We start from the raw sequence: 25,427 nt of genomic DNA, 5'->3' as shown, positions 1-25,427 counted from the left end.
GCGCCCTAGTAGGTTTGTGACTGGCGGGTAATCCGGGTTCGCGTGACCCGCGTCCCGCCCGCGCCAGCGGCACCGTAGGCTGACACTCGACCGATCAGACGAAGGAGCAACGACCGTCATGCCGACCTCTGTATCCCTGCCGGCCCTCGGGGAGAGCGTCACCGAAGGAACCGTCACCCGCTGGCTCAAGCAGGTCGGCGACACGGTTGCCGTCGACGAGCCCCTGCTGGAGGTCTCGACCGACAAGGTCGACACCGAGATCCCGTCGCCCGTCGCGGGCACCCTCCTCGAGATCAAGGCCGCCGAGGACGAGACCGTCGAGGTCGGCGCCGAACTGGCCGTCATCGGTGACGCCGGCGAGTCCACCGGCTCCGCTCCTGCCGCCGAGGCCCCCGCCGAGCAGGCCCAGGCCGCTCCGGCCGAGGCCCCCGCCGAGCAGCCGCAGGCCGAGGCCGCCCCGGCACCCGCCGAGCAGCCGCAAGCCCAGGCCGCCGAGCAGGCTCCGGCCGCCGCCGCGCCCGCCGAAGCCCCGGCCCCAGCTGCTCAGGCTGACTCCTCCTCCAACTCTTCGGCCGACGCAGCCTCAGCCCCCGCGGCCTCCTCGGCCGCATCGGGCACCTCCGTCACCCTCCCCGCACTGGGCGAGAGCGTGACCGAAGGAACGGTCACCCGCTGGCTCAAGCAGGTCGGCGACGACGTAGCCGTCGACGAACCCCTCCTCGAGGTCTCCACCGACAAGGTCGACACCGAGATCCCGTCGCCCGTCGCCGGCAAGCTCCTCGAGATCAAGGTCGCCGAGGACGAGACCGTCGAGGTCGGCGCCGAGCTCGCGATCGTCGGCTCCGGCGACGCAGCCCCCGCCGCCCAGGCCCCGGCCGCTTCCCCGGCCCCGGCCGAGAAGCCCGCCGAGGCTCCGGCCCCCGCAGCCGCACCGGCCCAGGCTCCCGCACAGGCTCCGGCCGCCCAGGCACCGGCCGCCCAGGCACCGGCACCGCAGGCTCCGGCTGCTGCTCCCGCTCCGGCCGCCGCTCCCCCGGCTCAGGCGCCGGCCCCGCAGGCGGCTCCGCCCGCGCAAGCCCCGGCTGCGCAGGCACCCGCCGTACAGGCTCCGGCCGCATCGTCGAACGGTTCCTCCGCCGAGGGCCCGAACTACGTGACCCCCCTCGTCCGCAAGCTGGCGGCCGAGCACCAGGTCGACCTCAACGCCGTCCAGGGCACCGGCGTCGGTGGCCGCATCCGCAAGCAGGACGTGATCTCCGCCGCCGAGGCCAAGAAGGCCGCTGCCGCAGCAGCACCGGCCGCCGCCCCGGCTGGAGCAGCGCCGGCCGCGAAGGCCGCGTCGGTCAGCCCGCTGCGTGGCACCACCGAGAAGATGAGCCGGATCCGCAAGGCCATCGCCTCACACATGGTCAACAGCCTGAAGGTCTCGGCGCAGCTGACCACCGTGGTCGAGGTCGACGTCACCGAGATCGCCAAGCTGCGCAACGCGAAGAAGGCCGAGTTCGAGGCCCGCGAGGGCACCAAGCTCTCCTTCCTCCCGTTCTTCGCCCTCGCCGCCATCGACGCGCTCAAGCAGTACCCGAAGCTGAACGCGTCGATCGACGAGGAGAAGGGCGAGATCACCTACCACGCTGCCGAGCACCTGGGCATCGCGGTGGATGTCGAGCGCGGCCTGATGGTCCCGGTCGTCCACAACGCCGGTGACCTGAACATCGCCGGTCTGGCGAAGAAGATCGCCGACCTCGCCGACCGCACCCGCAACAACAAGGTGACGCCGGACGAGATGGCGGGCGGCACCTTCACCATCACCAACACCGGCAGCCGGGGTGCCCTGTTCGACACCCCGATCCTGAACCAGCCGCAGGTCGGCATGCTCGGTACCGGCGCCGTGGTCAAGCGCCCGGTCGTCATCACCCACCCCGAGCTCGGCGAGACCATCGCCATCCGCCAGATGGTCTACCTGGCCCTCACCTACGACCACCGCCTGGTCGACGGCGCCGACGCGGCCCGCTACCTGACGGCCGTCAAGCAGCGCCTCGAAGAGGCCCAGTTCGACGTCTGATCCATCCGCAGTACTGCGCGACCCGGCGCCGGTTCCGTTCCGACGGACCGGCGCCGGTCCTCTTTCCGGCCCTGGGTTTCTGCACTGAGCGAACTGTCTGCAAGGAGCGAACTGGATGAAGTACGTGCTCGCCGGCGCCTCCGGCTTCCTCGGCCGGTCCCTGGCCCGCGATCTCGCCGCCGACGGCCACGACGTCATCCGCCTGGTACGACGGACGCCGTCCGGCCCCGGCGAACTCCAATGGGACCCGGCCCGCGGTGAACTCGACCTCACCGCGATCGCCGACGCCGACGCCCTGATCAACCTGGCCGGCGCGAACATCGGCCGCCCCTGGACCCCGATGTACCGCAAGACCATCCGCGAAAGCCGCGTCACCACCACCGCCACCCTCGCCAACGCGGCCGCCCAACTCGAACGCCGCCCCGCCCTCCTCACCCAGAGCGGCGTCGGCGGCTACGGCCTCGACTGCGGCAACGAGATCCTCACCGAGGACTCCCCGCTCGGCGACGGCTTCCTCGCCGACGTGGTCCGCCTCTGGGAAGGCGCCCTGGAACCAGCCCGCGCAGCAGGCTGCCGCGTAGCCGCCCTCCGCACCGGCGTGGTCCTGGCCCGCAAAGCTCCCGCCTTCCAGCTCCTGACGCTCCCCTTCCGCCTGGGCGTCGGCGGCCGCTTCGGCTCCGGCAAGCAGTACTTCCCCATCGTCTCCCTCACCGACTGGCTCCGAGCCGTCCGCTTCGTCGCCGACCACGAAACCCTCACCGGCCCGGTCAACGTCACCCTCCCCACCCCCGCCACCAACGCCGAAGTAGCCCAAGCCATCGGCACCGCCCTACACCGCCCAGCCCTCGTCCCCGTCCCCGCCGCCCTGATGCGCCTGGCCCTGGGCGAGTTCGCCTGGGAACTCCTGGGCAGCAACCGAGCCCTCCCCACCCGCCTCGAATCCGCCTCCTTCACCTTCACCCACCCCACCCCCCCCGACGCAGTAACCGCCGCCTTCACCCCCTAACAACCCGCAGGACAGGAGATACCCCCGCACTCGAGCCCCACGCCCCGACACCTCCCGTCCCTCACGCCCTCCCGACGGCCCGAGCGCAGCCGACAACTCAGACCCCACATCGCACACGACGACGGGGCGTGCCTCCAAAGGCATGCCCGCCACAACGTCCGACGATGCGGAGACCCCGTCCGCGGATCCTTCAGACACTGCATGTACGGCGGTTTGTTGCCCAACGTGGAGGTGAGCGTGCGTGCCCGGACAGCTCGCGGGGTCTGGACACAGTGCGGTGGGCTTGAACAAGGAATGACATGTTCAACCCCACCGTTTCTTGTTCAAGCCCACGATTGTTGGCACGGCCGAGGCCGCCGACCTCGCCAAGCGGCGCAGCCGTAGACCCGCCCAGCCGCACCTCCTCTGCAGGCCAGCCGCAGCGGCGCGCAACCACCGCCGTAGGAACCCGGCCGCAGCGGCGAGCAACCACCGCCGTAGGAACCCGGGCGCGTCCGAGCGACCCTGCCACTCATCACCAGCGGTTGGGCGGTATGGGCTCAGGCTTGGGTGATTGTGCTGATGCGCCATGTGAGGGTTGAGGCGGACTGCGTGAGGGTGATCAGGCGGGTGGTGGGGGTGCCGGGTGGGAGGGGGATTCGGGTGCCGGATTCGTGGACTGCTTGGCCGGCGGTCAGGTGGTCTGTGGTGCGGAGGGTGACCGCGGTCGGGGATTGGTGGGTGATGGTGGTTTTGTCGATCTGGATTCGTAGGCCCTGGATGTGGATGCGCTGCTTGCGGTAGTCGGCCAGGAGGGCTCGGTCCGATCGCCAGGGTGGGCTGCCGGGGACGTAGATCTTGTCGAGGGCTGCGGTGTCGAGGGTCCGGAACGCTTGTGCACGCTGAGCGTCCAGCGCACGCAAGGTGGCGAGCCACCCGGCCACGGATCGGCTGGGGGCGGTGCGCCGAGGTGGCGGTGGGGTCGTGGGGTTCTCCTTACCCGGGGGTGTGGGAGCTGTGGGTGGCGGAGTCGTTGGGCCTTTGGAGTCGGTCTGCGTTGGCGGGCTGGTGGGGGCTGTGATGCCCGTGCTCGGGATGGTCGCCGGGGTCGATGCCTGGCCGGATGCTGAGGGGGAAACTGAGCCGGATGCCGCGGTGGGTGCCGGGGCTGATGCCGGGTTGGATGCCGGGTTGGATGCCGGGTTGGATGCCGGGTTGGATGCCGGGTTGGATGTCTCGACTGCGGTGGCTGCGGGGGTGTCGGATTCGCCGAGGACTGCCCGGGCTGCGAGGCCCAGGCCTAGGACCACTGCCACCCCTAGGCCGACTGCGACCCCGACGCCGTACGCGGGATGGCTGAATCGGTAGCGCAGCTCGGTCAGCAGGCGCGACAGGTCAAGGCGACCCCACCAGGTGTGTCGTCGCCGCCAGACTCGACGGCGAATGTGGCCTCGCATGAACGCTGGCCCATGCGCGGAAACATCGGACAGCCCCTCGGTATCGGCATTCGAGCTCCTGGATGGTCGCCGGGGCGTGCCGAAGGGGGTGGCGGCTGCGGGGCGTCTATCGGCGAGGGGCTCGGATGGGGCTGGCCAGCTGGTGGGCGGGCGCTCGGGAAGAGGGAACGGGGAGGCGGGTGCGGGGCCACTATCGGCGAGCCGCTCGGGTGGGGTGGACCAGGTGATGGCTGGTTCTACGTGGGTGGTGCCGATGAGGTGGGTTTGGGTCGGGTGGATGACGTGGGTTCGGGTGAGGGGTTTGGAGGTTAGGCGGGACAGGGGGATGGGAGTGGGGGCGGGGGTTCGGCGGGTGAGTTTGGGTAGGAGGGGGCGGCGGGGTTTGGGGTGGGTGGGGATGAGATTTGCCGTAGGCGGTTCGGGGGGTGGTGGGGAGGTCGGGGCGGAGGGCTTGGGTGGAGGCGGGGCTGGCGGCGTACGGGAGTGTTCGATGGGGTCGTCGTCGTCCGTGGGCGGGTCGGGGGGTGGGTCGTCGGGGTCGCCGAGGTTGATGGGCTCTGGGGTGGTGAGGGTTAGCAGGTGGCTGGCCAGGCGGGGTGCTGGGGTCTTGGTGAAGACGGCGGAGGCGAACAGGGTGGCGGGGCCGCCGGCGTGAGTGGCGATGGTCGACAGGGCCAGCAGGTCGGCGCTGTGTGATGGTGGTGGGCTGGTCGGGGCGTGGAGGTTCAGTGAGTGGAAGGTTGCGTCGGTCAGGAGTGGGCGGCCCTCGACGTCGATCAGGATGTTGGGGGGTGTCAGATGGCCGTGGATCAGGCCGCAGTGGTGGAGGTAGTGCAGGGCGTCGGCCAGTGGGCTGAGGAGCGTGACGATCTCGCCGGACGACATACTCCCCCGGCGCCGCAGGACCTCGGTCAGGTTGAGGGCGACGACGTGCTGACTGAAGACGAGCCACTCGCCGGCCGTCTCGCGGACCTCCAGGACGCGGGTGATGTGCGGGTGGTTGATCCGTCGGAGAACCAGGAGCTCGTCACGGAGCTGCTCCTCTCGCTGGATCGTGGTGACTGGGATACGTCTGAGCACGGCATGGCGGCCGGTGGCGAGGTCGCGGACCTGCCAGAGGGTGCCGGCCGATCCGGACCCGAGCCTCCGGCGCAGGCTGTAGCCGGCGAGGTCTTCGGGTTCCATGCCAAGAGGATGCACCGATCGCCGCAAGCCCCGCGGAAGTTATCCACAGGCAACCGGCCTACACTCGGTGGCGTGAGGGCTATCGAGTACGTCGAGGCCGGGTTCGGTGCCGGCGCAGTGGACTACCAGACCGCATGGGACGAGCAGCGGCGACTGCATGCGGCGGTTGCCGAAGGCACCGGTTCGGACACTGTCATCCTGCTCGAGCACCCGCCGGTCTACACCGCCGGCAAGCGGACCGAGCCGCACGAGCGGCCCCTGGACGGGACGCCGGTGGTGGACGTCGACCGGGGCGGCAAGATCACCTGGCACGGCCCCGGGCAGCTCGTCGGGTACCCGATCGTCAAGCTGGCCTCCCACGTGTACGTCGTCGACTACGTCCGCCGGCTCGAGGAAGCCCTGATCGCGGTCTGCGCCGAGCTCGGTGTCACGACCGGGCGGGTCAAGGGACGCAGCGGGGTCTGGGTCGCGGCCGACGAACGCGGGCGGGAGCGGAAGATCGCCGCGATCGGGATCCGCGTCACCCGTGGTGTCACGATGCACGGGTTCGCACTGAACTGCGACAACGACCTCACCTGGTTCGACCGGATCGTCCCTTGCGGGATCTCCGATGCCGACGTGACCACGCTGTCGAAGGAGCTCGGCCGCGACGTCCCGGTCACCGAGGTGCTCGAGTCGGTCCGGCGGCACCTCGATCACTTCCTCGCCTGGGAGCCCTACGACCGCAGCCCGGACATCGCCCACCCCGAGGCACCCGCCACCGGCATCACCTACGGCCTCACCGTCTGACCACTCGGCCGCTCCACTTATCGCTGGGCTGAGCAACAGGTGAGGGTCGCGCACTTCGCCCCGAGCGTCGGTAAGGACACGTAGTGGTGTCTGCTCCGGGCCTATCGGTGGAGCTCCTGAGCCTGAGCGTGGAAGCCGCCGCCGACTACTCCGTGTTCTTCCCGACGCCTGGGATCAGGTGCCGGAGGGATCGTCGTCGATCCATTCGAGGAGGTCGCCGGGTTGGCATTCGAGGACTCGGCACATGGCTTCGAGGGTGCTGAAGCGGACTGCTTTGGCGCGGCCGTTCTTCAGTACGGCGACGTTGGCGGGGGTCAGTCCGACGCGTTCGGCGAACTCGCCGACGCTGAGTTTGCGGCGGGCCAGTTCGACGTCGATGCGGACGACGATCGGCATCAGATCACCGCTTCCATATCGGTGCGCAGGGTGGTCGCCCGCTGCAGCAGTGCGCGCAGGACGACCATCAGCAGACCGATCACGGTGATCACGACCTCCAGCAGGAGCAGCACCATCGGTACGCCTGGATCGTCGGCCTGGAGGACGACCCAGACGAAGATCGCGCCGACGACGAGCCAGACGCCGGCGATCGCGCCGATGATCAGGTTGACCCAGAAGACGGCCGCGGTGGTGAAGATGCGGTCGCGCTTGACCATGGTCAGCAACTGCCAGGTCGACACCACCACGACCTGGACGCAGAGCACCACGAACGCGGCGATGAAGGTGGCCGGCCAGCGCAGGGCCGCATCCTCCGGATTCACCTGGGCCTGATGCCGGAACTGCCCGGGCAGCGACAGGGTCTGGAACACGACCAGGATCGCGAACAGCACCACCAGGAACACCCGGAGTGCGGCGACCGCTCGATTCTCACTCAGCATGCATCGAGAGTCGCTGGTAATCTATCGATTGTCAATAGGCGTTCTCGTCTGTGGGGCGCGGTGCGCACTGAAAGTAGTCACCCTTGTGCGCACCTGCGAAGTGTCTGCCGGGCGTGACGGTCAAACGTCGCTACGGTGGAGGTGTGTCCAAATTTCTTGGCTTTTTGCTCGGGGTTGCGGTCGCACTGGCCGGGCCGGCGGTGTTCGGGGTACTCAGCGCACCGGGTGGGATTCAGCTGAACACCAAGGGGATGACGCTCGCCTACGCTGTGGGTGCGCTCGTCTTCTGGGCCGTCGTGTCGTACTTCTCCGGTGCGGGCGCGATCGGCGCGTTCCTTGCGTTCGGCACGCTGGTGTACTGCTGGCTGTGGATTCCGAACCGGACCACGAACTTCCTCAACGATGTGCCCGGGGTGACCGCGGGCATGGTCGAGGGCACGCGGCAGTACACGCTGAACGGCGTCGTACCGATCCTGACGGTGATCTCACTGGTGTACGCGATCCAGCTCATCGTCCGGAGCGTGCAGCGCCGGCGGCTCGCGCGGGCCGAGGCCGAGCGGCTGCAGCGTGAGCAGGAAGCCGCGCAGGCGCAGCAGGAGGCGGCCACTGCGGCTGTTTATCCGGTTGCTGCTAGCAACTATCCGGCTGAGTCGTACGGCGGTGCTGGGTACGCCGCGCCGTCGTACGAGCCGTCGAATCGGTACGACGATCTGTTCGACGAGCCGGAGCGTCCGCGGAACCAGGCGGATGAGCAGACGGCGCAGTTCCCGGTCGCGGAGCCGGCACCCGAGCGCACGGCCGCGTTCCCGGTCGTCGGCAATGAGGTTGCCTACAGCAACGATGACACGGTGCTGGTGCCGAGCGATCGCGACGAGACCGTCGTCGCCCCGATGCCCGATGCCGACGAGGTCACCGTGATCGCGTCGGACCACGACGCAGACGCCACGGCCGTTGCTCCTGCGGCCGAGCAGACCGCGGTGGCTGAGCCCGCGGCGACCGACGCAGAGAACGGGGATGACGCAGACGGTCGTGCCGAGGGTGGAGCGCCCGTAGCTGCGGATCCCAGGGTTGGCACGCCGGTAGCTGCTGCACCTGCTGGTCCCGCACCCGAGGCTGAGGCGCCGGTTGCTAGTGCGCCTACCGCTCCCCCGGCTGCCCCTGCGGCCGAGCCGACCACGGTGGCTGAGCCCGCGGCGGCCGAGGACGAGACCAGGGATGTCGCACAGCAAGCTCCTGAAGCCGAGCCTGTGGCTGCCGCGCCGGAGGCGGAGGCACCTGCTGCCGCTGCACCAGTAGCTGGAGCGTCTGTCGCTCCCGCACCGGCGGCTGAGGAGCCGGTTGCTAGTGCGCCTACTGCTCCCCCGGCTGCCCCTGCGGCCGAGCCGACCACGGTGGCTGAGCCCGCGGCGGCCGAGGACGAGACCAGGGATGTGGCACAGCATGCTCCTGACGCCGCGCCTGCGGGTGGCGGCTCCGAGGACGACAGGTCGGATGGACCTGCGGGTGGCGGGTCTGCCGGTGGCGGCGCGGCCAGTGGTGCGGCGGCCAGTGGTGGGGCGACCGGTGGCGCGTCAGGTGGCGGGTCTGCCGGTGGCGGCGCGGCCAGTGGTGGGTCGGCCGGTGGCGCGTCAGGTGGCGGGGCGGTCGGTGGCGCGGCAGGTGGTGGGTCGACGGGTGGGGGGCCGGGTGGGTTTCAGGCTGTGCCTCCGCCGTCCGCGCCGGCTGGTGGGGACAAGCCGGACGCTCCGCGGAGTGGTGGGGTTGGGTGGCAGGGTTCGGTTGGGGAGCCGGAGCGGGTGGGACAGCAGTATCGGGAGCGGATGGAGGACCCGGAGGACACGGGTGAGTTCCATGTGAGTGCGTTCGAGGGGCCGTTCAACTCGCCGGGGATGCGGCCGGCGGGCGCCTGAGAAGACCCCGGAGTGGCGTGAGCCGAACCAGGCTCACGCCACGTGCATGTGGTGGTGGGGCTGGTCGCGGCGGGCGTGTTCGGCCAGGGCCTCGTCGTACGCGGCGGTGGCCATGGCGAGGACGTCGGGGGCCATCTGGGCTCGGGGGGAGTCGGTGCTCCAGGCCAGCAGCAGGCGGCGGTGGATGGGGTCGCCGGTGAGTGGGCGGGTGATGACGTCGCGGGAGAGCAGCCGGTACGACGTCGGCGAGATGAGCGCGACCCCCTGACCGCTGGTGACGAACCCCATCAGGACCGAGGTGTCGACGGAGTGGTGCTCGACCTTCGGCTGGAAGCCGGCCTGTTCGCAGGCGGCGCGGAACAGGACGTGGAAGCCGCTGTCATCCGGCGGTTCGCCGATCCATTCCTCGCCGGAGAGCGTGGCCAGGTCGATCTCGGTGTGGCCGACGGACGCAGCGGGGTGGTCGGCGGACATGACGACGTACGCCGATTCCGACTCGACGACCGTGCACGCCTCGACCCCCGTGGGGAGCCGCAGCTCGAACCCCGGGAACTCACGCAGCAGAGCGAAATCCAGCCGCCCGCTCTCCAGCTGCTGGAGCAGCACGCTCGTGGACCACTCGACCTCGATGCTGACCTGCTCGATCTGGCCGTGGTCCCGTAGCCGGTGCGCGATCCCGGACATCGGTGCGGTCGGGAAACCACCGAGCCGTACGGCGCTGGACTCGCTCGCGGTCATCGCGGACACGGTCGCCGCGAGGTGGTCGACGTCGACGAGGATGGCGCGGGCCCGGTCCACGGCGTACCGGCCTAGTGCGGTCGGGGTGACACCGGTGCGGGAGCGCTCGAAGAGTTCACCGCCGAAGGCGGCCTCGATCCGTTTGAGCTGCGCCGTGAGGCTGGGCTGGCTGACCTTGAGCCACCGGGCAGCCCGGCCGACGGATCCGGCCTCGGCAACCAGGACGACCACACGGAGATGGCGCAGCTCCACGTTCATGCGTTGAGACCGTAGTCCAAGTCGCTACACAGGACACAGGTAATCAAGATTGCGGTTTCGTCACAGCCCGGGTAAACCCTGTAACGCTCACCCGGGCTGTAACGATAGGTCACCCAGCTTCGAGCGACAGAGCCTCGCGGTAACCGAGCCGGCGGCCGGTCTTGAGCAGGGTGCGCTCGTACAGCCGGGCGCCGATCCGGATGATCAGCACCGTGGCCAGGAGCAGGATCCCGATCGCCGCCAGCGGCTGCCAGAGCGGCACGTCCTCGGTCAGCATCCGCCCGGGCATCGACATCGAGGACGCGATCGGGACGAACGAGGCGATCTCCCGGGCCTCCGATCCGGCGAACACCGCGAAGAAGAACGGGATCATCAGGATCATCTGCCCGGGCAGCGTGGTGGAGCCGAGGTCCTCCTGCCGGGTCGCCAGCGAGCCGGCGACCGCCCACAGTCCGGCCAGGGCGACGAACCCGAGCACGAAGAAGATCACGAACCACCCGGCCACTGGGGCCACGACGGACAGGATGTCGAGCTGGTCGGTCACGGTCAGTCCGATCAGCGAGGCGATCGCGATCACCAGGATCTGTGTGAGCGCGAGCACAGTATTGCCGAGCACCTTGCCCCACAGCAGCGACCGGATCGGTACCGAGGCAGCGAGGATCTCGACGACCCGGCTCTCCTTCTCCTGTACGACGCTCTGCGCGATCATCATGCCGAAGCCGAGCGCCGTCATGTAGAACACCAGCGCCAACCCGATGTTCACGAAGTCCGATACGTACCCCGGCAGCAGTCCAGGCTCCAGGATCTTCTCGGTCACCTGCGTACCGGCCCGCAACTGCTCCGGCGTCAGCTTCGCACCGGCCGCGTTCTTCTCCATCCCGACCGAGGCCACGGCAGCACGCAGCGCGCCACCGACCCCGGAGCCCACCTTCTCCTTGCCGACAACGACGTACCCATCAGGTCCCGGCAGCAACGCGGCGGTGGCATCAGCCTTCGTCACCGCCTGCTCCGCAGCGGCCTGATCCGCAACCCGCAGGGGCTCGTAGGCGTTACCGCCTTGCGTCTCCGAAGCCCGCTGGACGACGGCCGCTCCGCCGTCGTCGATCACCGCGATCTTGTCGGAGTCGTTGCCTCCGGCCAGTATCGCCGGCAGGATCACCGCGGCCATGACGATGATCAGCATCACCAGCGTCGAGCCGATGAAGGTCTTGTCCCGTAGCTTGGTGGTGATCTCGCGCTCGGCGATCAGCATCCAGGGCCGATCCAGGGTCCGGTCGTTCATCGGGTCGCCTCCCGGAAGACGTCGCTCAAAGCCACCCGCTCCGGCCCGAATTCCAGGACCGGTCCACGGCTGATCGCTTGCTGAAGAATCTGTTGTGCCGCGCCGTCGTCCTCGGCGTCGAAGAGCGCCGTACCGCCGGCCACGTCGCGGACGTGCAGACCGGGCAGGTCCCGCAGCCAGCCGGCGTCGCCGTCGACCACCAGCCGGTACGTCGGTGTCTGGCTCGCGGCGAGTTCCGCAACGGGGCCCGCGGCAACGACCTTGCCACGGGACAGCACCACCAGGTCGTCGCAGAGCCGCTCGACCAGATCGAGCTGGTGGCTGGAGAAAAGCACCGGAACCTCCGGCGTGACCTCCTCGCGCAGCAGGTCCACCATCGCATCGACGGCCAGCGGGTCGAGTCCGCTGAACGGCTCGTCCAGCACCAGCGCGATCGGCTCGTGGATCAGTGCCACCGCGATCTGCACCCGCTGCTGGTTGCCCAGTGAGAGCGTCTCGAGTACGTCGGTCGCCCGCTCGGCCAGGCCGAGCCGGCTGAGCAGCTTGTCGGTCCGCTCGGTTGCCTTGTCCACCGAGAGACCGTGCAGCCGGCCGAAGAAGACCAGCTGGTCGCGGATCTTCATCTTCGGGTACAGCCCGCGCTCCTCCGGCATGTAGCCGAATTCCCGTCGTGCCTTCTGCGTCAGCAGTTCACCGTGCCAGCGCACCTCCCCGGCGTTGGCGGCCAGGACGCCGAGGATGATCCGCATCGTCGTCGTCTTCCCGGCCCCGTTGGCCCCGACGAACCCGGTCATCCGCCCTGGCACGACGTCGAATGTCACGTCGTCCAGCGCCAGCTGTTCACCGAACCGCCGAGTGAGTCCAGCCACCCTCAGCATCCGTCACCGTTCCTGTCACATCGGCCCCCACTTCCACACCGGAAGTAGCTCAAAGTTAGCCAGTCGGGCCCCCGCCGTACGTCGGCCGCCAGGGTGATCGCCGGTGTCATCCGCACGGTGGAGAGTGGGCTACGCCACGGTGCGCTGATGTCACATCCGGCGTGTCCCGGTGGTCGGGACTGGTGACAGCGCGATCAGGGAGGATGATGACTACCGTGAGCGAGGACCTCGACCAGGCGGCGGCGATCTTCGGCGAGGTGCGACCGAGGCTTTTCGGGATCGCCTACCGGATGCTCGGCAGCGCGAGCGAGGCCGAGGACATCGTGCAGGACGTGTGGCTGCGCTGGCAGCTGGCCGACCGCAGTGTCGTGCTCAACCCGGCCGCCTACCTGGCCACTGCGACCACCCGCCTCGCGATCAACGCGACCCAGTCAGCCCGGGTACGGCGGGAGTCGTACATCGGGCCGTGGTTGCCGGAGCCGGTCGACACGAGCGCGGACCCGTACCTCGGCGCGGAACGCGGTGAGGCGCTGGCGTTCGCCGTACTGCTGCTGATGGAGCGCCTGTCCCCCAACGAGCGGGCAGCGTACGTACTGCGGGAGGCGTTCGACTACCCGTACAGCCAGATCGCCGACATCCTGCAGCTGAATGAGCCTGCCGTGCGGCAGCTGGTCAGCCGGGCCCGCAAGCACGTCGACGGTGAGCGGCGGGTAGAGGTGGACGCGGCCGAGCAGCAGCGGCTCCTCACCGCCTTCGTGAATGCCGCCAAGTCCGGAGACTTGGTGGAGCTCGAGGACTTGTTCGCGGCCGACGTGACGAGTGTGTCGGACGGCAACGGCAAGGCGCGGGCGTCGAAGTTCCCGGTGGTCGGGTCCGAGCGGGTGGCGAAGTTCTTCCGTTCCTTCCACACCCGCTTCTGGGTCGGCGTGGAGATCGTCTGGACGCAGATGAACGGCGCACCGGCCGCGGTCCTCACCGTCGACGGTCAGGTCCGCACCGTCCTCACGGTCAGCACCTCCGCTGACGGCATCTACCGGATCAACGTCCAGATGAACCCCGACAAGCTGGAGCGAATCCAGGTCGACTGAAGGCTCCGGATGTGCTGCCACACACCCGGAGCCGGTCTCACTGACCCGGATCCTCCAGGGCCTCCACCGCACCGAGCAGGCTACGGAGACTGGCTTGCTCCATCGCCTCCTCGGCCGGGTCTACCAGCCACTGCTCCACCGGCAACTCAACGTCCGGTACGGCGGCCTCCAGCGCACCGAGCTCCGCCTTGGTCTCGGCCTCGAGTTCGTGCAGGAAGTCGTCGCTGGTCATTTCTTCTCCCAATCGGCGTAGTGGATCCGGCCGAGCACTGCCTCGCCGACCGGTACCAGAGCGTCCTCGCTGACCACAGCGCCGTAGTACGTCGCCTCCGGGTCGGTGACGACCTCGCGGGGGTCGCCCAGCTCAGCGAGAGCCTTGCGGAAGAACTCGTCCATCCGCTCCTTGTCCGGTCCGGCGATCTCGACCCGTCCGTTCAGCGGCTCGCCCACCGCGACCTTGGCGACCTCGTCGGCGACGTCGTCACCGGCGATCGGCTGGAAGTTCACCGGCTGGATCCGGACCACGCCGTCGACCTCGGAGGTCGCGGCGATCGCCTTCACGAACTCGAAGAACTGCGTCGCGTGCACCAGCGAGAACGGCACACCGGAGGACTCGATCAGCTCCTCCTGGGCGACCTTGGCGCGGAAGTAGCCGATCTGCGGTGAACGCTCGGTGCCGACAATCGACAGTGCGACGTGGTGACCGACGCCGGCCCGCTTCTCCGCGGCCAGCACGTTGCTGGTGGCCGTGCGGAAGAAGTCCAGCACCGCCTGGTCCTCGAACGACGGTGAGTTCGACAGGTCGATGACCACCGACGCACCGGTCATCACCTCGTCCAGGCCCTCACCGGTGAGCGAGTTCACGCCCGTGTCGGGCGACGCCGCGACTGCTTTGTGCCCGTGTGCCTCCAGCCGCCGCACGACCTTCGAGCCGATCAGCCCGGTGCCGCCAATCACGACGATCTTCACAACCCCGCTCCTGCCTGCCAGGCGCCCGGCTGGCGCCACTCACCAGTCAAGACAGACGACTGCGCAAGGTTGTGACATCACCTGTCACATCGGCGTCCGGTCGGCTGTCTTGCCTGACATGACCAGGATGACCGCCCGCTCCATCGACGAGCCGCACCGGACGTCGAGCCCGCTGGAGCTGCTCTTCGACCTCACCTTCGTGGTGGCGGTCGCCGCAGTGACCGCGGAGCTCGCGCACAGCATCGCCGACGGCCACGCCGAGGTACTCGGCTTCCTCCAGGTGTTCTTCGCGATCTGGTGGGCCTGGATGAACTTCACCTGGTTCGCCTCGTCGTACGACACCGACGACGTGCCGTACCGGCTGCTCACCATGGTGCAGATGGCCGGAGTGCTCGTGCTGGCGGCCGGCGTACCGGCGGCTGCGGCCTCGGGCGACTACCGGACCGTGCTCATCGGCTACCTGATCATGCGGGCCGGACTGGTCCTCCAGTGGCTGCGCGCGGCGTACGAGAACCCCGCAGGGCGCAGTACGGCGCTCAAGTACGCCGCGGGGATCGCAGCAGCTCAAGTCGGCTGGCTACTGGCTCTGGTACTCGCGGACCTGGCACTCCCCTGGTTCGTGCTGCTGGTCGTCGTCGAGCTCGCCGTACCGTGGTGGGCCGAGCGCGGACCGCAGACGACCTGGCACCCGCACCACATTGCCGAGCGCTATGGGCTGTTCGCGATCATCCTGCTCGGCGAGAGCGTGCTGGCGGCCAGCCGGGGTGTCGAAGCAGCAGTGGCGAGCGACCACGTCAGCGCGTCGTTCCTGCTGGTTGCCGGAGCCGGACTGGTCTTGCTGTTCGCGCTCTGGTGGCTCTACTTCCTGCACCCGTCCGGTGCCGGCCTCAGCGAACGCCGCCAGCACTCTTACCGTTGGGGCTACGGTCACTACTTCCTGTTCGCCGCACTGGCCGCACTAGGCAGTGGACTGGAGGTGGCGGTCGAGGAGACCACCCACGCACCACAATCAGTCGGGTACGCCGTTGCCCTGCCAGTGGCGGTCTTTCTGACCATGCTCTGGCTGGTCCACGCGCCGATCGTCAGTCCACCGGTCACACCGCTGATCTTCGTGCTGATCAGCGTTGCCGTCGTACTGGTGCTCCCGCTGGTGCTGTCCGCGGTCGGCGTGGTCGTCGGATGCGCGGCGGTCGTCGTACTGCTGGTTGGTGCGGTGCTGGCGCGTCAGCCGGCCAGGTCGTCGCCGGGGGTGACCAGTCCGCACTCGTAGGCGAAGACAACTGCCTGGACGCGGTCGCGTAGCCCGAGCTTGAGCAGCACTCGGGAGACATGCGTCTTGACTGTGGCCTCGCCGACATAGAGCTGGTTGGCGATCTCGGTGTTGGTGAGGCCGCGCGCGATCAGCCCGAGAACCTCACGCTCACGCTCGGTCAGGTCGGCGATCAGATCCGGGCGGTAGACCCGCTCGCCACCACCGGTGAACCGCTTGATCACCCGCCGCGTCACCTCGGGCGCGAGCAGCGCGTGGCCCGAGTGCACGACCTCGATTGCCTCGACCAGGTCCTCCGGCGCGGTGTTCTTCAGCAGGAACCCGCTGGCCCCCGCACCGAGCGACTCGAACAGGTAGTCGTCCCGGTCGAACGTGGTCAGGATGATCACCTTGCCGGCGTCCGCCGCGACGATCTTCTGGGTCGCGGTGATGCCGTCCATCCCGGGCATCTGGACATCCATCAGTACGACGTCCGGCCGCAGCTGCAGGGCGAGCTCGACCGCCTTCTCGCCGTCGGCCGCCTCACCGACCACCTCGATCTCGGCCTCGACCGAGAGGATCATCCGGAAACCGGCCCGGACCAGGTCCTGGTCGTCGACCAGCAGGACGCGCATCATTCGTCTACTCCTCCGTCGAGCCCACGCCGTACCGGGATCCGCACCCGGACCCGGAACCCACCGACCGGCCGGGGACCGATCTCGCTCTCACCACCGAGCAGCCCGACCCTCTCACGAATCCCGACATGCCCGAGCCGGCTGCCGACGGAGGCGTGCTTGGGACGGCCGTCGTCGATCACTTCGAGCTCGACCGCGTCCCCCAGATACCGCAGAGTGATGTGCGCGCTGCGCGCGGTCGAGTGCTTGCGAACGTTGGTCAGCGCCTCCTGAGCGATCCGGTAGACCGAGACCGACACCGTCTTCGGGAGCTCCTGCAGCGGACCGATCTGGTGGAACCCGACCTCCAGCCCCTGACCGTTGATCTCGGCGATCAGGGCCGGCAGCCGGTCCGCACCGGCCTGCGGCGCCTTCTCGTCCGGTGCGTCGACATCCAGATCGGGGTCGGCGGCGCGCAGCATGCCGAGCAGTTGGCGCATCTCGTTGACCGCGGTCCGGCTGGACTCCTCGATCACCCCGAGCGCGTTCTTGGCCGCCTCCGGGTCCTTCTCCATCACCCGGCGCGCTCCCCCGGCCTGAACACCGATACTGCTGATGTGGTGCGCGACCACGTCGTGCAGCTCGCGGGAGATCCGCAGCCGCTCGTCGATCACCGCCCGGCGCGCGTTCTCCCGTTGCTGGGTGGCGAGCTCGGAGGCCTGCCGCTCGAGCTCGGCACGCTGCCGGGCGATCCGCCAGGCTGTCCAGCCCCAGTGGTAGGCACCGAAGAAGTACAGCGCGTTGAGCGCGAGTGCGAGCAGGATGCTGGACACGTACGGTCCCAGCAGCGCGTCGTTCGGGCCCTGGATCTCGTTGTTGCGGATCGCCTTGAAGAAGTTCAGCGCGAGCCAGCCGAACATCGCGATGAAGACCAGCGCACACGCCGCCTTCATCAGCCGCCGGTCCCGGGCCCAGGCCGCCGCCGCGTAGATCGCCATGAACATCGACGCCTGGGTGACCAGGTTGGACACATAGGCCCAGGTCGCCCGTTGACCGACCACCACGAACAACACCGCGACCGCGAGCAGCACCGGGATCGGCCAGCGCCGGCGGAAGCACAGCGGCAGCGCGACCGCGGCGCTCAGCACGTAGGGCTCGACGCCGCCGATCCCGAGATCGACCACCATGGGCGCACCACCGCGGGCGAGCTCGGTGCCGACCACGCCGGCCACCGCCATCCCCAGGCCGAGCAGCAGATCCATGCGCTGCTCCTCGCGGGTCGGCCCGGGCCGGGTCCAGCCGCCGACAGCGGTCGCGGGCGGCACGCCGGCCTCCGGCGTACTCCCCAGTTCAAGCGTTGCCATAGCTCATCAGCGTACGGGTGATTGGCCCCTGAACGGCGGCGCGTACCCTGGGAGCTGTGACGATCGCCCCTGAAGGACGGAAGCTACTCAGGCTCGAAGTGCGCAACGCGGAGACCCCGATCGAGCGCAAACCCGAGTGGATCAAGACTCGCGCCAAGATGGGCCCGGAGTATCAGGCCCTGCAGAAGCTGGTGAAATCCGAACAGCTGCACACAGTCTGTCAGGAAGCCGGCTGCCCGAACATCTTCGAGTGCTGGGAGGACCGGGAGGCCACGTTCCTCATCGGTGGCGACCAGTGCACGCGGCGCTGCGACTTCTGCCAGATCGACACCGGTAAGCCGGAGGATCTGGACCGTGACGAACCGCGCCGGGTCGCCGAATCGGTCCGGACCATGGGCCTGCGCTACGCGACCGTGACCGGTGTCGCCCGCGACGACCTCCCCGACGGCGGCGCCTGGCTGTACGCCGAGACCATCCGCCAGATTCACGAACTCAACCCGGGCACCGGGGTCGAAATGCTCGCGCCGGACTTCAACGCCGTACCGGAGCAGCTGGCCGAGGTGTTCTCCTCGCGGCCCGAGGTGTTCGCGCACAACGTCGAGACGGTGCCGCGGATCTTCCGCCGGATCCGGCCCGGCTTCCGCTACGAGCGCTCGCTGGACGTCATCACCCAGGCCCGTGACTACGGCCTGGTGACCAAGTCCAACCTGATCCTCGGCATGGGCGAGACCCGCGACGAGGTCAGCCAGGCACTCAAGGACCTGCACGCGGCCGGCTGCGAGATCATCACCATCACCCAGTACCTGCGGCCCTCCGTGCGGCACCACCCGGTCGAGCGCTGGGTCCGGCCGGAGGAGTTCGTGGAGATGCAGGCCGAGGCCGAGGAGATCGGTTTCGCCGGTGCGCTGTCCGGTCCGCTGGTACGGTCGTCGTACCGCGCCGGACGGTTGTACCGTCAGGCCGTCGAGTCACGTATGAACGCCCCGCAGGCTTAGACCAGGACAAGGTAGAGATGGCCAAGAACGACGCGCCCGCCGAGAAGACCAGCCGGCTCAAGCAGATCCGGTCGGCGTACACGCTGACCAAGAAGTCCGACCCGAAGGTCGGGCTGGTGCTCGCCGGGATCTTCCTCGGCATCGTCGCGGTGTTCGTCGCGGGCGGGTTCTTCATCGGCCCGCTGCTGGTCTGGATCCCGCTCGGTGTCGCGCTCGGCTTCCTCGCTGCCACGATCATCTTCGGCCGCAAGGTCGAGAAGGCGGCGTACAGCCAGATCGAGGGCCAGACCGGCGCGGCCGCCTCCGCCCTGCAGACGCTGCGCCGCGGGTGGAACGTGACGCCCGCGGTCGCGGTCACCAAGAACGCCGACATCGTGCACCGCGTCGTCGGCCGGCCGGGCATCGTCCTGGTCGGCGAGGGCGCACCGAGCCGCGTGAAGAACCTGCTGGCCGCCGAGGGCAAGAAGCACACCCGGGTCGCCGGCGGCGCACCGGTCATCCAGCTGGTCGCCGGTCAGGGCGAGGACGAGATCGACATCCGCAAGCTGACCAAGCACGTGATGAAGCTCCCGGCCGCCCTGCAGCCGTCGGAGATCACCGACCTGCTGCAGCGGCTGAAGGCGCTGGACGCCGTCCGCCCGCAGGTCCCGATGCCGAAGGGCCCGGTGCCGACCAGCATGAAGGGCGCCCGCCAGGCCATGAAGGGCCGCTGACCCCAAGGACCGTCCGCACTTACCCAGGGTCACTGGTCTGAACCGGAAAACGTGCTGGGTAACCGATCGGCTTCAGCCGCGTTTGAGTAGGCGTGGGGTTTCCTGTGCCTCGTGTCGCAGCGGCCTGACGGCAATCGGCCTTAGAGTGCGGCCAGGACGGTTCAAGGGGTGAGGTAGAAAGTCATGACGGATCTGATGCCGGCGGTGCACCAGCCGGTGGCCGAGACATGGCCGACGCTGGCCAGACCGCGATCGAACCCGGTACGCCGGGTCGGCGCTCTGGCCGCGATCCGTCTGATCGCCAAGGACCTGCCCGCGACCATCAATCTCGACAACAAGTCGTACGGTCTCGGTGGCCCGGCGATGCGGGTGCACCGCAGCGCCGCGTTCCTGGACCGGCTCGGGCAGGACGCCGGCTCCGGATTCGGCGAGGCCTACCTGGCCGGTGACTGGGACCCCGAGCCCGGCACCGATCTGGCCGATCTGCTGGTGCCGTTCGCCGAGCGGTTCAGCAACGAGGAGACCCGGCACCTGCTGCCGAAGTGGGCGCAGTCGCTGCGCTGGCTGGTGACCCGTACCCAGCCCGGCGACCAGGAGAACGACCGGGCCGGCGCCCGCGAGAACGTCAGCCGGCACTACGACCTGAGCAACGCCATGTTCTCGGAGTTCCTCGATCCGACCCTGACCTACTCCGCGGCGTACTTCGGCTCCCCCGATCCCACGGCCGGGCTCGGCGAGGCGTCGTACGACGAACTGAACCAGGCCCAGCTGAACAAGCTCGACGCGATCCTCGACGCGGCCGGCGTCCAGTCCGGCTCCCGGGTGCTCGACATCGGTTGCGGCTGGGCCAGCCTGGCCATCCGCGCCGCCCAGCGCGGCGCCTGGGTCACCGCGATCACCATCGCCTCCCAGCAGGCCCTCCTGGCGCAGCGCCGGATCGCCGATGCCGGCGTGAGCGACCGCGTGCAGGTCGCGCTGCGCGACTACCGCGATCAGATCGGCGAGTTCGACGCCGTACTGAGTGTGGAGATGATCGAGGCGGTCGGCGAGCGGTACTGGCCGGTCTACTTCGACGCGATCGAACGGCGGCTCGCCCCCGGCGGTGTCGCCGTCGTCCAGGCGATCGTGATGCCGCACGAGCGGATGCTGGCCACCCGCAACACCTTCACCTGGGTGCAGAAGTACATCTTCCCCGGCGGCCTGATCCCCTCGGTGAAGGTGATCGAGGACGTCACCCGCGAGCACACCGGCCTCCAGACCGAGGTCCTGCGCCACCTCGGCGCGGACTACGCCCGGACGCTGCGGATCTGGCGCAACCGCTTCACCGATCAGTGGCCGGCCATCGCCGACCTCGGCTTCGACGGCACCTTCCGCCGGATGTGGGAGTTCTACCTCGCCTACTCCGAGGCCGGCTTCCGCACCAACTACCTGGACGACGTCCAGCTCCGGTTCACCCGCCGCTAGCGGTTGCAACAACGTGCAGAACGCTGGGCGGGCGCGAGTCCGCGCCCGCAGACTGACCGAATGGCTGAGCAGGGAAAGACAACACGGCGGCGCTTGCTGATGGCGGGGGCGGTGGTGGCCGGGTCCTCGGTGCTGACGGCCGAGCAGGCGTTCGCGGACGGCTACGGGTCGGGCCCGCTCGGGCCGTACCTGAACTCGTCCCGGGTGATCTCGAGCGACGAGCAGATCCGGATGGTGCTGGCCCAGAGCGGGCTGTTCATGTTCGGCGACAGCATCGCCTTGCAGGATGCGAAGTCGCTGGCCGAGCGGTTGGGCAGCCGGACGCAGGACGTGCTGGCGGTCAACAACTGGACCGGCCGGCCGACCGAGCACGGGGTCGACGCGTTGGCGGCGTGGGCAGCGACGTACGGGCTGCCGACGCGGATCCTGATGGCGCTCGGGTCGAACGACATCTTCACCCCGCCGGCCTTCGCGGCTCAGATCAACCGCACCATGAGCCTCGTGGGGACGACGCGGACGGTGTACTGGGTGAACGTGCAGGTCTCCCGAACGAAGTACTCGCTCGAGACGCAGATCGCCGACCAGCGCAACACCGGCTGGGTCAACCTGCAGCTGGCCGAGGCCAACCGCCGGTACCCGAATCTGCGCGTCGTGCACTGGGCCGAGTTCCTCGCAGCGAAGATCGATCGCCTCACGATGTACCTGCGCGACGGTGTGCACACCACCGTGCCGCTCGGCCAGGACGCCCGCAACGAGCTCATCGTGCAGGCGATCGCGGCCGGCTAGAGCGCGCGCAGGTTCAGGATCGCGCGGCCGCCGCCGATGTACGGGAGGCGGAGGTTGAGTCCGGGCTTGTCCAGGGAGCGCGGTAAGGATCCGGTACCGCAGGAGACGCCGGAGCCGCCCGGCCGGAAGTTGAGCACACAGCCGGGGGCCAGTTGCCCGCTGCCCCCGCCGTACCGGCCGGTGATCGTGAAGGGCACGAACTTGCCGATCTTGCCGATCTTCAGGGTGCCGCCACGGAAGCGGAGCGTGGTCGACGGCCTGAGCAGGACCTCGCAGTTGCTGTCACTGCAGGCCGCGTAGTTCGACCCGTCCTTGGCCTTCGGTACGGGCTTCGGGGTCGGCGTCGGCTTCGGGGTCGGCTTGGCGGTCGGTGTGGGTGTCGGCGTCGGCGACGACTTGGGGGGTGGCGTCGCCGACGCCGTGGGAACGCTCGCGCTGGGGGTCGTGACCTGATCCCCCGATGAGCCGCATGCAGCGAGCATCAGCACAGCTACGGCGAGTACGGCGGTTCGGGTCACGGCGAGGTTCACCCTGCCGATCCTGGTACGGCGGGAGCTCGGCGGGGATGTGGTGGCAGGGAGCTGCCAGATCAGCGGCGGACGACGATGGTGTTCGCCGCGCGGTCGTGCAGGCCGCGGCGGTCGCGGTCGTAGACGACGGCGGGCAGGACCAGACACAGCAGTACGGCGCGGATGACACCGCCGAGGAGTCCGACCTGAGCGCCGGTCGGGCCCTCCTTCAGGCTGAGGACGCGGAGGCCGAGGACGCGGTGGCCGATCGTGCCGCCCGCCAGCCCGGCCAGGATCGCGGTCATCGCGAAGAAGGTGACCAGTTGCGCCGTACCGAAGTCGTTGCCACCGGCCCAGATGGGCTTCCCGGTGATCGCGGACGCGATCAGGCCGGCCAGGAACCAGTCCAGCAGCAGCGCCACGATCCGGCGGCCCCAGCCGGCCGCCGAGCCCGGACCGTCGGCGGGCAGGCCGAGCCGATTGCCCGGAAATCGAAACTCATCGGAGGGTCCTGTGCCCGGCTGGGCCGATGATGCCATGATGGCTAGCCTACGGAAGCGCCCGGAGCCGCCGTACGGCGGACTGTGACATCTCAGGGTGTGACCGGCTTATACCAGTGGGTCAGCGCGGACACGCTGGGCGTAACATCCGCGAAACATCGGGGTCACCGCCGAGTAATCGGCAGGCCCTACGTTCAGTTGCAATCTCTGAGCCACCCCGAGGAGTACGTATGTTTTCCAGCGCTGAGGAGCTGCTCGCCTACGTCAAGGACGAGGGCGTCGAGATCGTCGACGTCCGGTTCTGCGACCTGCCGGGCATCATGCAGCACTTCACCGTCCCGGTGTCGTCGTTCGGACCGGAGGTCTTCGAAGAGGGCCTGGCGTTCGACGGCTCGTCGGTTCGCGGTTTCCAGCAGATCCACGAGTCCGACATGAAGCTGCTGCCGGACCCGACCAGCGCCTTCATCGACGAGTTCCGCAGCGCCAAGACGCTGGTGGTCAACTTCTTCGTGCACGACCCGCTGACCGGCGAGGCGTACTCGCGCGACCCGCGCAACATCGCCCGCAAGGCGCAGGAGTACCTGAAGTCGACCGGGATCGCGGACACCGCCTTCTTCGCCCCCGAGGCCGAGTTCTACGTCTTCGACGACGTCCGCTTCGAGACCAAGGCGAACTCCTCGCACTACTCCATCGACTCGGTCGCCGGCGCCTGGAACACGGGCCGCGTCGAGGACGGCGGCAACCGCGGCTACAAGGTCCGCTACAAGGGTGGCTACTTCCCGGTCGCGCCGACCGACCACTTCGGTGAGCTCCGCGACGACATCACGCTGGCCCTGGAGCGGTCCGGCCTGATCGTCGAGCGCGCCCACCACGAGGTCGGCACCGCGGGCCAGGCCGAGATCAACTTCCGCTTCGACGAGCTGCTGGCGTCGGCCGACAACGTGATGAAGTTCAAGTACATCGTCAAGAACACCGCCTGGCAGGCCGGCAAGACCGCGACCTTCATGCCGAAGCCGATCTTCGGCGACAACGGCTCCGGGATGCACTGCCACCAGTCGCTGTGGAGCAAGGGCGACCCGCTGTTCTACGACGAGTCCGGGTACGGCGGCCTGTCCGACACCGCCCGCTGGTACATCGGCGGCCTGCTCAAGCACGCCCCGTCGCTGCTGGCCTTCACCAACCCGACGGTGAACTCCTACCACCGCCTGGTCCCGGGCTTCGAGGCTCCGGTCAACCTGGTCTACTCCTCGCGCAACCGCTCGGCCTGCATCCGGATCCCGATCACCGGCTCCAACCCCAAGGCCAAGCGCATCGAGTTCCGCTGCCCCGACCCGTCGGCCAACCCGTACCTGGCCTTCGCCGCCCAGCTGCTGGCCGGCCTCGACGGCATCCGCAACAAGATCGAGCCCGCCGACCCGGTCGACAAGGACCTCTACGAGCTCCCCCCGGAGGAGCACGAGGGCATCGCCCAGGTCCCCACCTCCCTCCCGGCCGTCATCGACGCCCTCGAGGCCGACCACGAGTTCCTCCTCGAAGGCGACGTCTTCACCTCGGACCTCATCGAGACCTGGATCGACCTCAAGCGCACCCAGGAAATCGCCCCCATCCAGCTCCGCCCGCACCCGCACGAGTTCGAGCTCTATTACGACGTTTAAAGTTCGTAGCCGTCACCCCGAAGCCCACCCGGTGTCCCGCCGGGTGGGCTTCGTCGTCCCCGCCCCCGGCTCTCCGCGCTGCCGGATTCAAGGGTTCCGCAGGCAGGTACTCGCTGCCCTCATCGGACTACTTCGAGTTCCGCGTCGAGCGGGATTCCGCTGGATCGCGCTCGCCACGGCGGCTGACGTACAGGGGTTCTCTCCCCTCGTTCGTGAGGCGCTTCGGCTGTTCCCGGCGTTGGCGCTGTGACGCGAACGACGGGACGTAGTCGTGTACGCATACTCGATCGCACGCCTGGAGCCGGCTCTCATTGCCACGATTCGGCGACTACTACCTGTTCTTAGCGTCACCGGAATCCCCTCGCAGCTGTCGGATCCGGTTGCTAGGTTCGCGACCATGAGGAACGAGGGTCTGATCGAGGCGGCGGCCGCGGTGTTGTACCCGCATCGGGTGGGGGATCGGGTGTTCGGGGATGTGGCGTCGGCTCTGGTGACTGACAAAGGGACTGTGTACGTCGGGGTGTGTATCGACACGAGTTCCGGCACGGGGTTTTGTGCTGAGCATGCGGCTATCGCGGCGATGGTGACTGCGCGGGAGTACCGGATCGCGCGGACCGTGGCGGTTACGCAGGGCGTGGACGGGGTGGTCGTCGTACCGCCGTGTGGGCGGTGCCGGGAGTTCATCCGGCAGATCGACGAGGCGAACCTCTGGACCGAGGTGATTCTCGGGCCGGACCGGATCATGCCCCTGCGCGAGCTGTTGCCTGAGTCGGATTGGCCGGTGTGAGGTGCTGCCGTTGGTGGCGGGGTGTACGGCGCCGCCTTGGAGTTGCGCGGGGAGGATGTTGTCGAGCTGCGACTGAATGTGCCGATGCGGGTGGTGGGGGCGGTACGGGAGGCCGGGCGGGTTGATGCGCCGTACTGCGAGGTGCCCGGAGCTGCGAGTTTCGAGGCGGCGGGGTTCGTGGTGGGCACGCCGCAGGAGCTGAACGCTCCGGTGGCCGACCTGGCGGACGTGCAGTATCACCAGCCGCAGACGCTCGGCCAGATCCTGTTCAACTGGTTCGACTGAACTTATCCACGGCCTGAGACGGCCTATATG

The 25,427-nt window shown here is 68.9% G+C and carries 25 protein-coding genes; 13 read left to right on the top strand and 12 right to left on the bottom strand.

Annotation, left to right across the window (positions count from 1 at the left end):
• Positions 1 to 118: 118 nt before the first annotated feature.
• Positions 119 to 2,062 carry a 2-oxoglutarate dehydrogenase, E2 component, dihydrolipoamide succinyltransferase gene (gene sucB, locus ACFCV3_RS31660; RefSeq protein ID WP_376036106.1) on the top strand — a complete coding sequence of 648 codons (1,944 nt, stop codon included), beginning with the start codon at positions 119 to 121 and terminating at the stop codon, positions 2,060 to 2,062.
• Between the two features lie 115 nt (positions 2,063 to 2,177).
• Positions 2,178 to 3,068, top strand: coding sequence for a TIGR01777 family oxidoreductase (locus tag ACFCV3_RS31655; RefSeq protein ID WP_376036103.1), 891 nt, complete (start codon positions 2,178 to 2,180; stop codon positions 3,066 to 3,068).
• 539 nt (positions 3,069 to 3,607) lie between these two features.
• Here ACFCV3_RS31655 and ACFCV3_RS31650 read toward each other — a convergent pair.
• Complete coding sequence (locus ACFCV3_RS31650) at positions 3,608 to 5,689, bottom strand: protein kinase (protein ID WP_376036101.1); 2,082 nt, start codon at positions 5,687 to 5,689, stop codon at positions 3,608 to 3,610.
• Between the two features lie 72 nt (positions 5,690 to 5,761).
• On the opposite strand from ACFCV3_RS31650, the gene lipB reads away from it, so the two are divergent.
• Positions 5,762 to 6,478, top strand: coding sequence for a lipoyl(octanoyl) transferase LipB (lipB, locus tag ACFCV3_RS31645; RefSeq protein WP_376036098.1), 717 nt, complete (start codon positions 5,762 to 5,764; stop codon positions 6,476 to 6,478).
• Positions 6,479 to 6,652: 174 nt separating this feature from the next.
• On the opposite strand, the gene ACFCV3_RS31640 is transcribed toward lipB, so the two are convergent.
• Together ACFCV3_RS31640 and ACFCV3_RS31635 are read right to left on the bottom strand one after the other, a co-directional pair.
• Positions 6,653 to 6,874, bottom strand: coding sequence for a helix-turn-helix domain-containing protein (locus ACFCV3_RS31640; RefSeq protein ID WP_376036095.1), 222 nt, complete (start codon positions 6,872 to 6,874; stop codon positions 6,653 to 6,655).
• The gene (locus ACFCV3_RS31635; protein ID WP_376036092.1) at positions 6,874 to 7,353 is read right to left on the bottom strand and encodes a DUF2975 domain-containing protein; all 480 of its coding nucleotides are present in this window, start codon (positions 7,351 to 7,353) and stop codon (positions 6,874 to 6,876) included. Before ACFCV3_RS31635 ends, ACFCV3_RS31640 begins: the two co-directional genes overlap by 1 nt.
• 143 nt (positions 7,354 to 7,496) lie before the next feature.
• Here ACFCV3_RS31635 and ACFCV3_RS31630 point away from each other — a divergent pair, with 143 nt between their 5' ends.
• Positions 7,497 to 9,263: a hypothetical protein gene (locus ACFCV3_RS31630; RefSeq protein ID WP_376036090.1), complete on the top strand. Its 1,767-nt coding sequence runs from the start codon at positions 7,497 to 7,499 to the stop codon at positions 9,261 to 9,263.
• Between the two features lie 33 nt (positions 9,264 to 9,296).
• On the opposite strand, the gene ACFCV3_RS31625 is transcribed toward ACFCV3_RS31630, so the two are convergent.
• From ACFCV3_RS31625 to ACFCV3_RS31615, 3 genes are all read right to left on the bottom strand, one after another.
• The gene (locus ACFCV3_RS31625; RefSeq protein WP_376036087.1) at positions 9,297 to 10,259 is read right to left on the bottom strand and encodes a LysR family transcriptional regulator; all 963 of its coding nucleotides are present in this window, start codon (positions 10,257 to 10,259) and stop codon (positions 9,297 to 9,299) included.
• A gap of 109 nt (positions 10,260 to 10,368) precedes the next feature.
• A complete protein-coding gene (locus ACFCV3_RS31620) occupies positions 10,369 to 11,541 on the bottom strand; it encodes an ABC transporter permease (RefSeq protein ID WP_376036085.1) in 1,173 nt (390 codons plus the stop codon).
• A complete protein-coding gene (locus ACFCV3_RS31615) occupies positions 11,538 to 12,419 on the bottom strand; it encodes an ABC transporter ATP-binding protein (protein ID WP_376036083.1) in 882 nt (293 codons plus the stop codon). The genes ACFCV3_RS31620 and ACFCV3_RS31615 overlap by 4 nt, the downstream gene beginning before the upstream one ends.
• A 206-nt stretch (positions 12,420 to 12,625) precedes the next feature.
• Between ACFCV3_RS31615 and ACFCV3_RS31610 the strand changes: the two genes are divergently transcribed.
• Positions 12,626 to 13,507, top strand: a complete 882-nt coding sequence (locus ACFCV3_RS31610) for an RNA polymerase sigma-70 factor (RefSeq protein ID WP_376036080.1) — start codon at positions 12,626 to 12,628, stop codon at positions 13,505 to 13,507.
• A 37-nt stretch (positions 13,508 to 13,544) separates the two neighbouring features.
• On the opposite strand, the gene ACFCV3_RS31605 is transcribed toward ACFCV3_RS31610, so the two are convergent.
• Together ACFCV3_RS31605 and ACFCV3_RS31600 are read right to left on the bottom strand one after the other, a co-directional pair.
• Positions 13,545 to 13,739, bottom strand: coding sequence for a hypothetical protein (locus ACFCV3_RS31605; protein WP_376036078.1), 195 nt, complete (start codon positions 13,737 to 13,739; stop codon positions 13,545 to 13,547).
• A complete protein-coding gene (locus tag ACFCV3_RS31600; RefSeq protein WP_376036075.1) occupies positions 13,736 to 14,476 on the bottom strand; it encodes an SDR family oxidoreductase in 741 nt (246 codons plus the stop codon). Before ACFCV3_RS31600 ends, ACFCV3_RS31605 begins: the two co-directional genes overlap by 4 nt.
• A 118-nt stretch (positions 14,477 to 14,594) precedes the next feature.
• On the opposite strand from ACFCV3_RS31600, the gene ACFCV3_RS31595 reads away from it, so the two are divergent.
• Positions 14,595 to 15,746 (top strand): low temperature requirement protein A, encoded by a 1,152-nt coding sequence (locus ACFCV3_RS31595; RefSeq protein ID WP_376036072.1) that lies wholly within the window; start codon positions 14,595 to 14,597, stop codon positions 15,744 to 15,746.
• Here the strand turns inward: ACFCV3_RS31595 and ACFCV3_RS31590 are convergent.
• Positions 15,701 to 16,363 carry a response regulator gene (locus ACFCV3_RS31590; RefSeq protein WP_376036070.1) on the bottom strand — a complete coding sequence of 221 codons (663 nt, stop codon included), beginning with the start codon at positions 16,361 to 16,363 and terminating at the stop codon, positions 15,701 to 15,703. The genes ACFCV3_RS31595 and ACFCV3_RS31590 overlap by 46 nt on opposite strands.
• A complete protein-coding gene (locus ACFCV3_RS31585; protein ID WP_376036068.1) occupies positions 16,360 to 17,703 on the bottom strand; it encodes a sensor histidine kinase in 1,344 nt (447 codons plus the stop codon). Before ACFCV3_RS31585 ends, ACFCV3_RS31590 begins: the two co-directional genes overlap by 4 nt.
• Positions 17,704 to 17,759: 56 nt before the next feature.
• On the opposite strand from ACFCV3_RS31585, the gene lipA reads away from it, so the two are divergent.
• The 4 genes from lipA to ACFCV3_RS31565 all read left to right on the top strand — a co-directional run bounded on the left by lipA (position 17,760) and on the right by ACFCV3_RS31565 (position 21,661).
• Positions 17,760 to 18,698, top strand: coding sequence for a lipoyl synthase (lipA, locus tag ACFCV3_RS31580; RefSeq protein ID WP_376036065.1), 939 nt, complete (start codon positions 17,760 to 17,762; stop codon positions 18,696 to 18,698).
• Positions 18,699 to 18,715: 17 nt separating this feature from the next.
• Complete coding sequence (locus ACFCV3_RS31575; protein WP_376036062.1) at positions 18,716 to 19,411, top strand: DUF4191 domain-containing protein; 696 nt, start codon at positions 18,716 to 18,718, stop codon at positions 19,409 to 19,411.
• Between the two features lie 183 nt (positions 19,412 to 19,594).
• Positions 19,595 to 20,875: a class I SAM-dependent methyltransferase gene (locus ACFCV3_RS31570; RefSeq protein WP_376036060.1), complete on the top strand. Its 1,281-nt coding sequence runs from the start codon at positions 19,595 to 19,597 to the stop codon at positions 20,873 to 20,875.
• A 60-nt stretch (positions 20,876 to 20,935) separates the two neighbouring features.
• On the top strand, positions 20,936 to 21,661 hold the full coding sequence (locus ACFCV3_RS31565) for a hypothetical protein (protein ID WP_376036058.1): 726 nt from the start codon (positions 20,936 to 20,938) through the stop codon (positions 21,659 to 21,661).
• On the opposite strand, the gene ACFCV3_RS31560 is transcribed toward ACFCV3_RS31565, so the two are convergent.
• Positions 21,658 to 22,191 carry a hypothetical protein gene (locus tag ACFCV3_RS31560; protein ID WP_376036057.1) on the bottom strand — a complete coding sequence of 178 codons (534 nt, stop codon included), beginning with the start codon at positions 22,189 to 22,191 and terminating at the stop codon, positions 21,658 to 21,660. The genes ACFCV3_RS31565 and ACFCV3_RS31560 overlap by 4 nt on opposite strands.
• 59 nt (positions 22,192 to 22,250) lie before the next feature.
• Entirely contained in the window at positions 22,251 to 22,709 is a 459-nt protein-coding gene (locus tag ACFCV3_RS31555; RefSeq protein WP_376036055.1) for an RDD family protein, read from the bottom strand.
• Positions 22,710 to 22,900: 191 nt separating this feature from the next.
• On the opposite strand from ACFCV3_RS31555, the gene glnA reads away from it, so the two are divergent.
• The 3 genes from glnA (at position 22,901) to ACFCV3_RS31540 (ending at position 25,397) form a co-directional block, all read left to right on the top strand.
• Positions 22,901 to 24,325, top strand: coding sequence for a type I glutamate--ammonia ligase (gene glnA / locus ACFCV3_RS31550; protein WP_376036053.1), 1,425 nt, complete (start codon positions 22,901 to 22,903; stop codon positions 24,323 to 24,325).
• 397 nt (positions 24,326 to 24,722) lie between these two features.
• The gene (locus ACFCV3_RS31545; protein WP_376036051.1) at positions 24,723 to 25,112 is read left to right on the top strand and encodes a cytidine deaminase; all 390 of its coding nucleotides are present in this window, start codon (positions 24,723 to 24,725) and stop codon (positions 25,110 to 25,112) included.
• A 36-nt stretch (positions 25,113 to 25,148) separates the two neighbouring features.
• Positions 25,149 to 25,397: a hypothetical protein gene (locus ACFCV3_RS31540; RefSeq protein ID WP_376036049.1), complete on the top strand. Its 249-nt coding sequence runs from the start codon at positions 25,149 to 25,151 to the stop codon at positions 25,395 to 25,397.
• Positions 25,398 to 25,427 lie beyond the last annotated feature (30 nt).

This window comes from Kribbella sp. NPDC056345, from assembly GCF_042262745.1.
Classification (GTDB): Bacteria; Actinomycetota; Actinomycetes; order Propionibacteriales; family Kribbellaceae; genus Kribbella.
The sequence above is the reverse complement of the archived record's forward strand: the minus strand, read 5'-3'. Positions and strand labels throughout refer to the sequence as shown.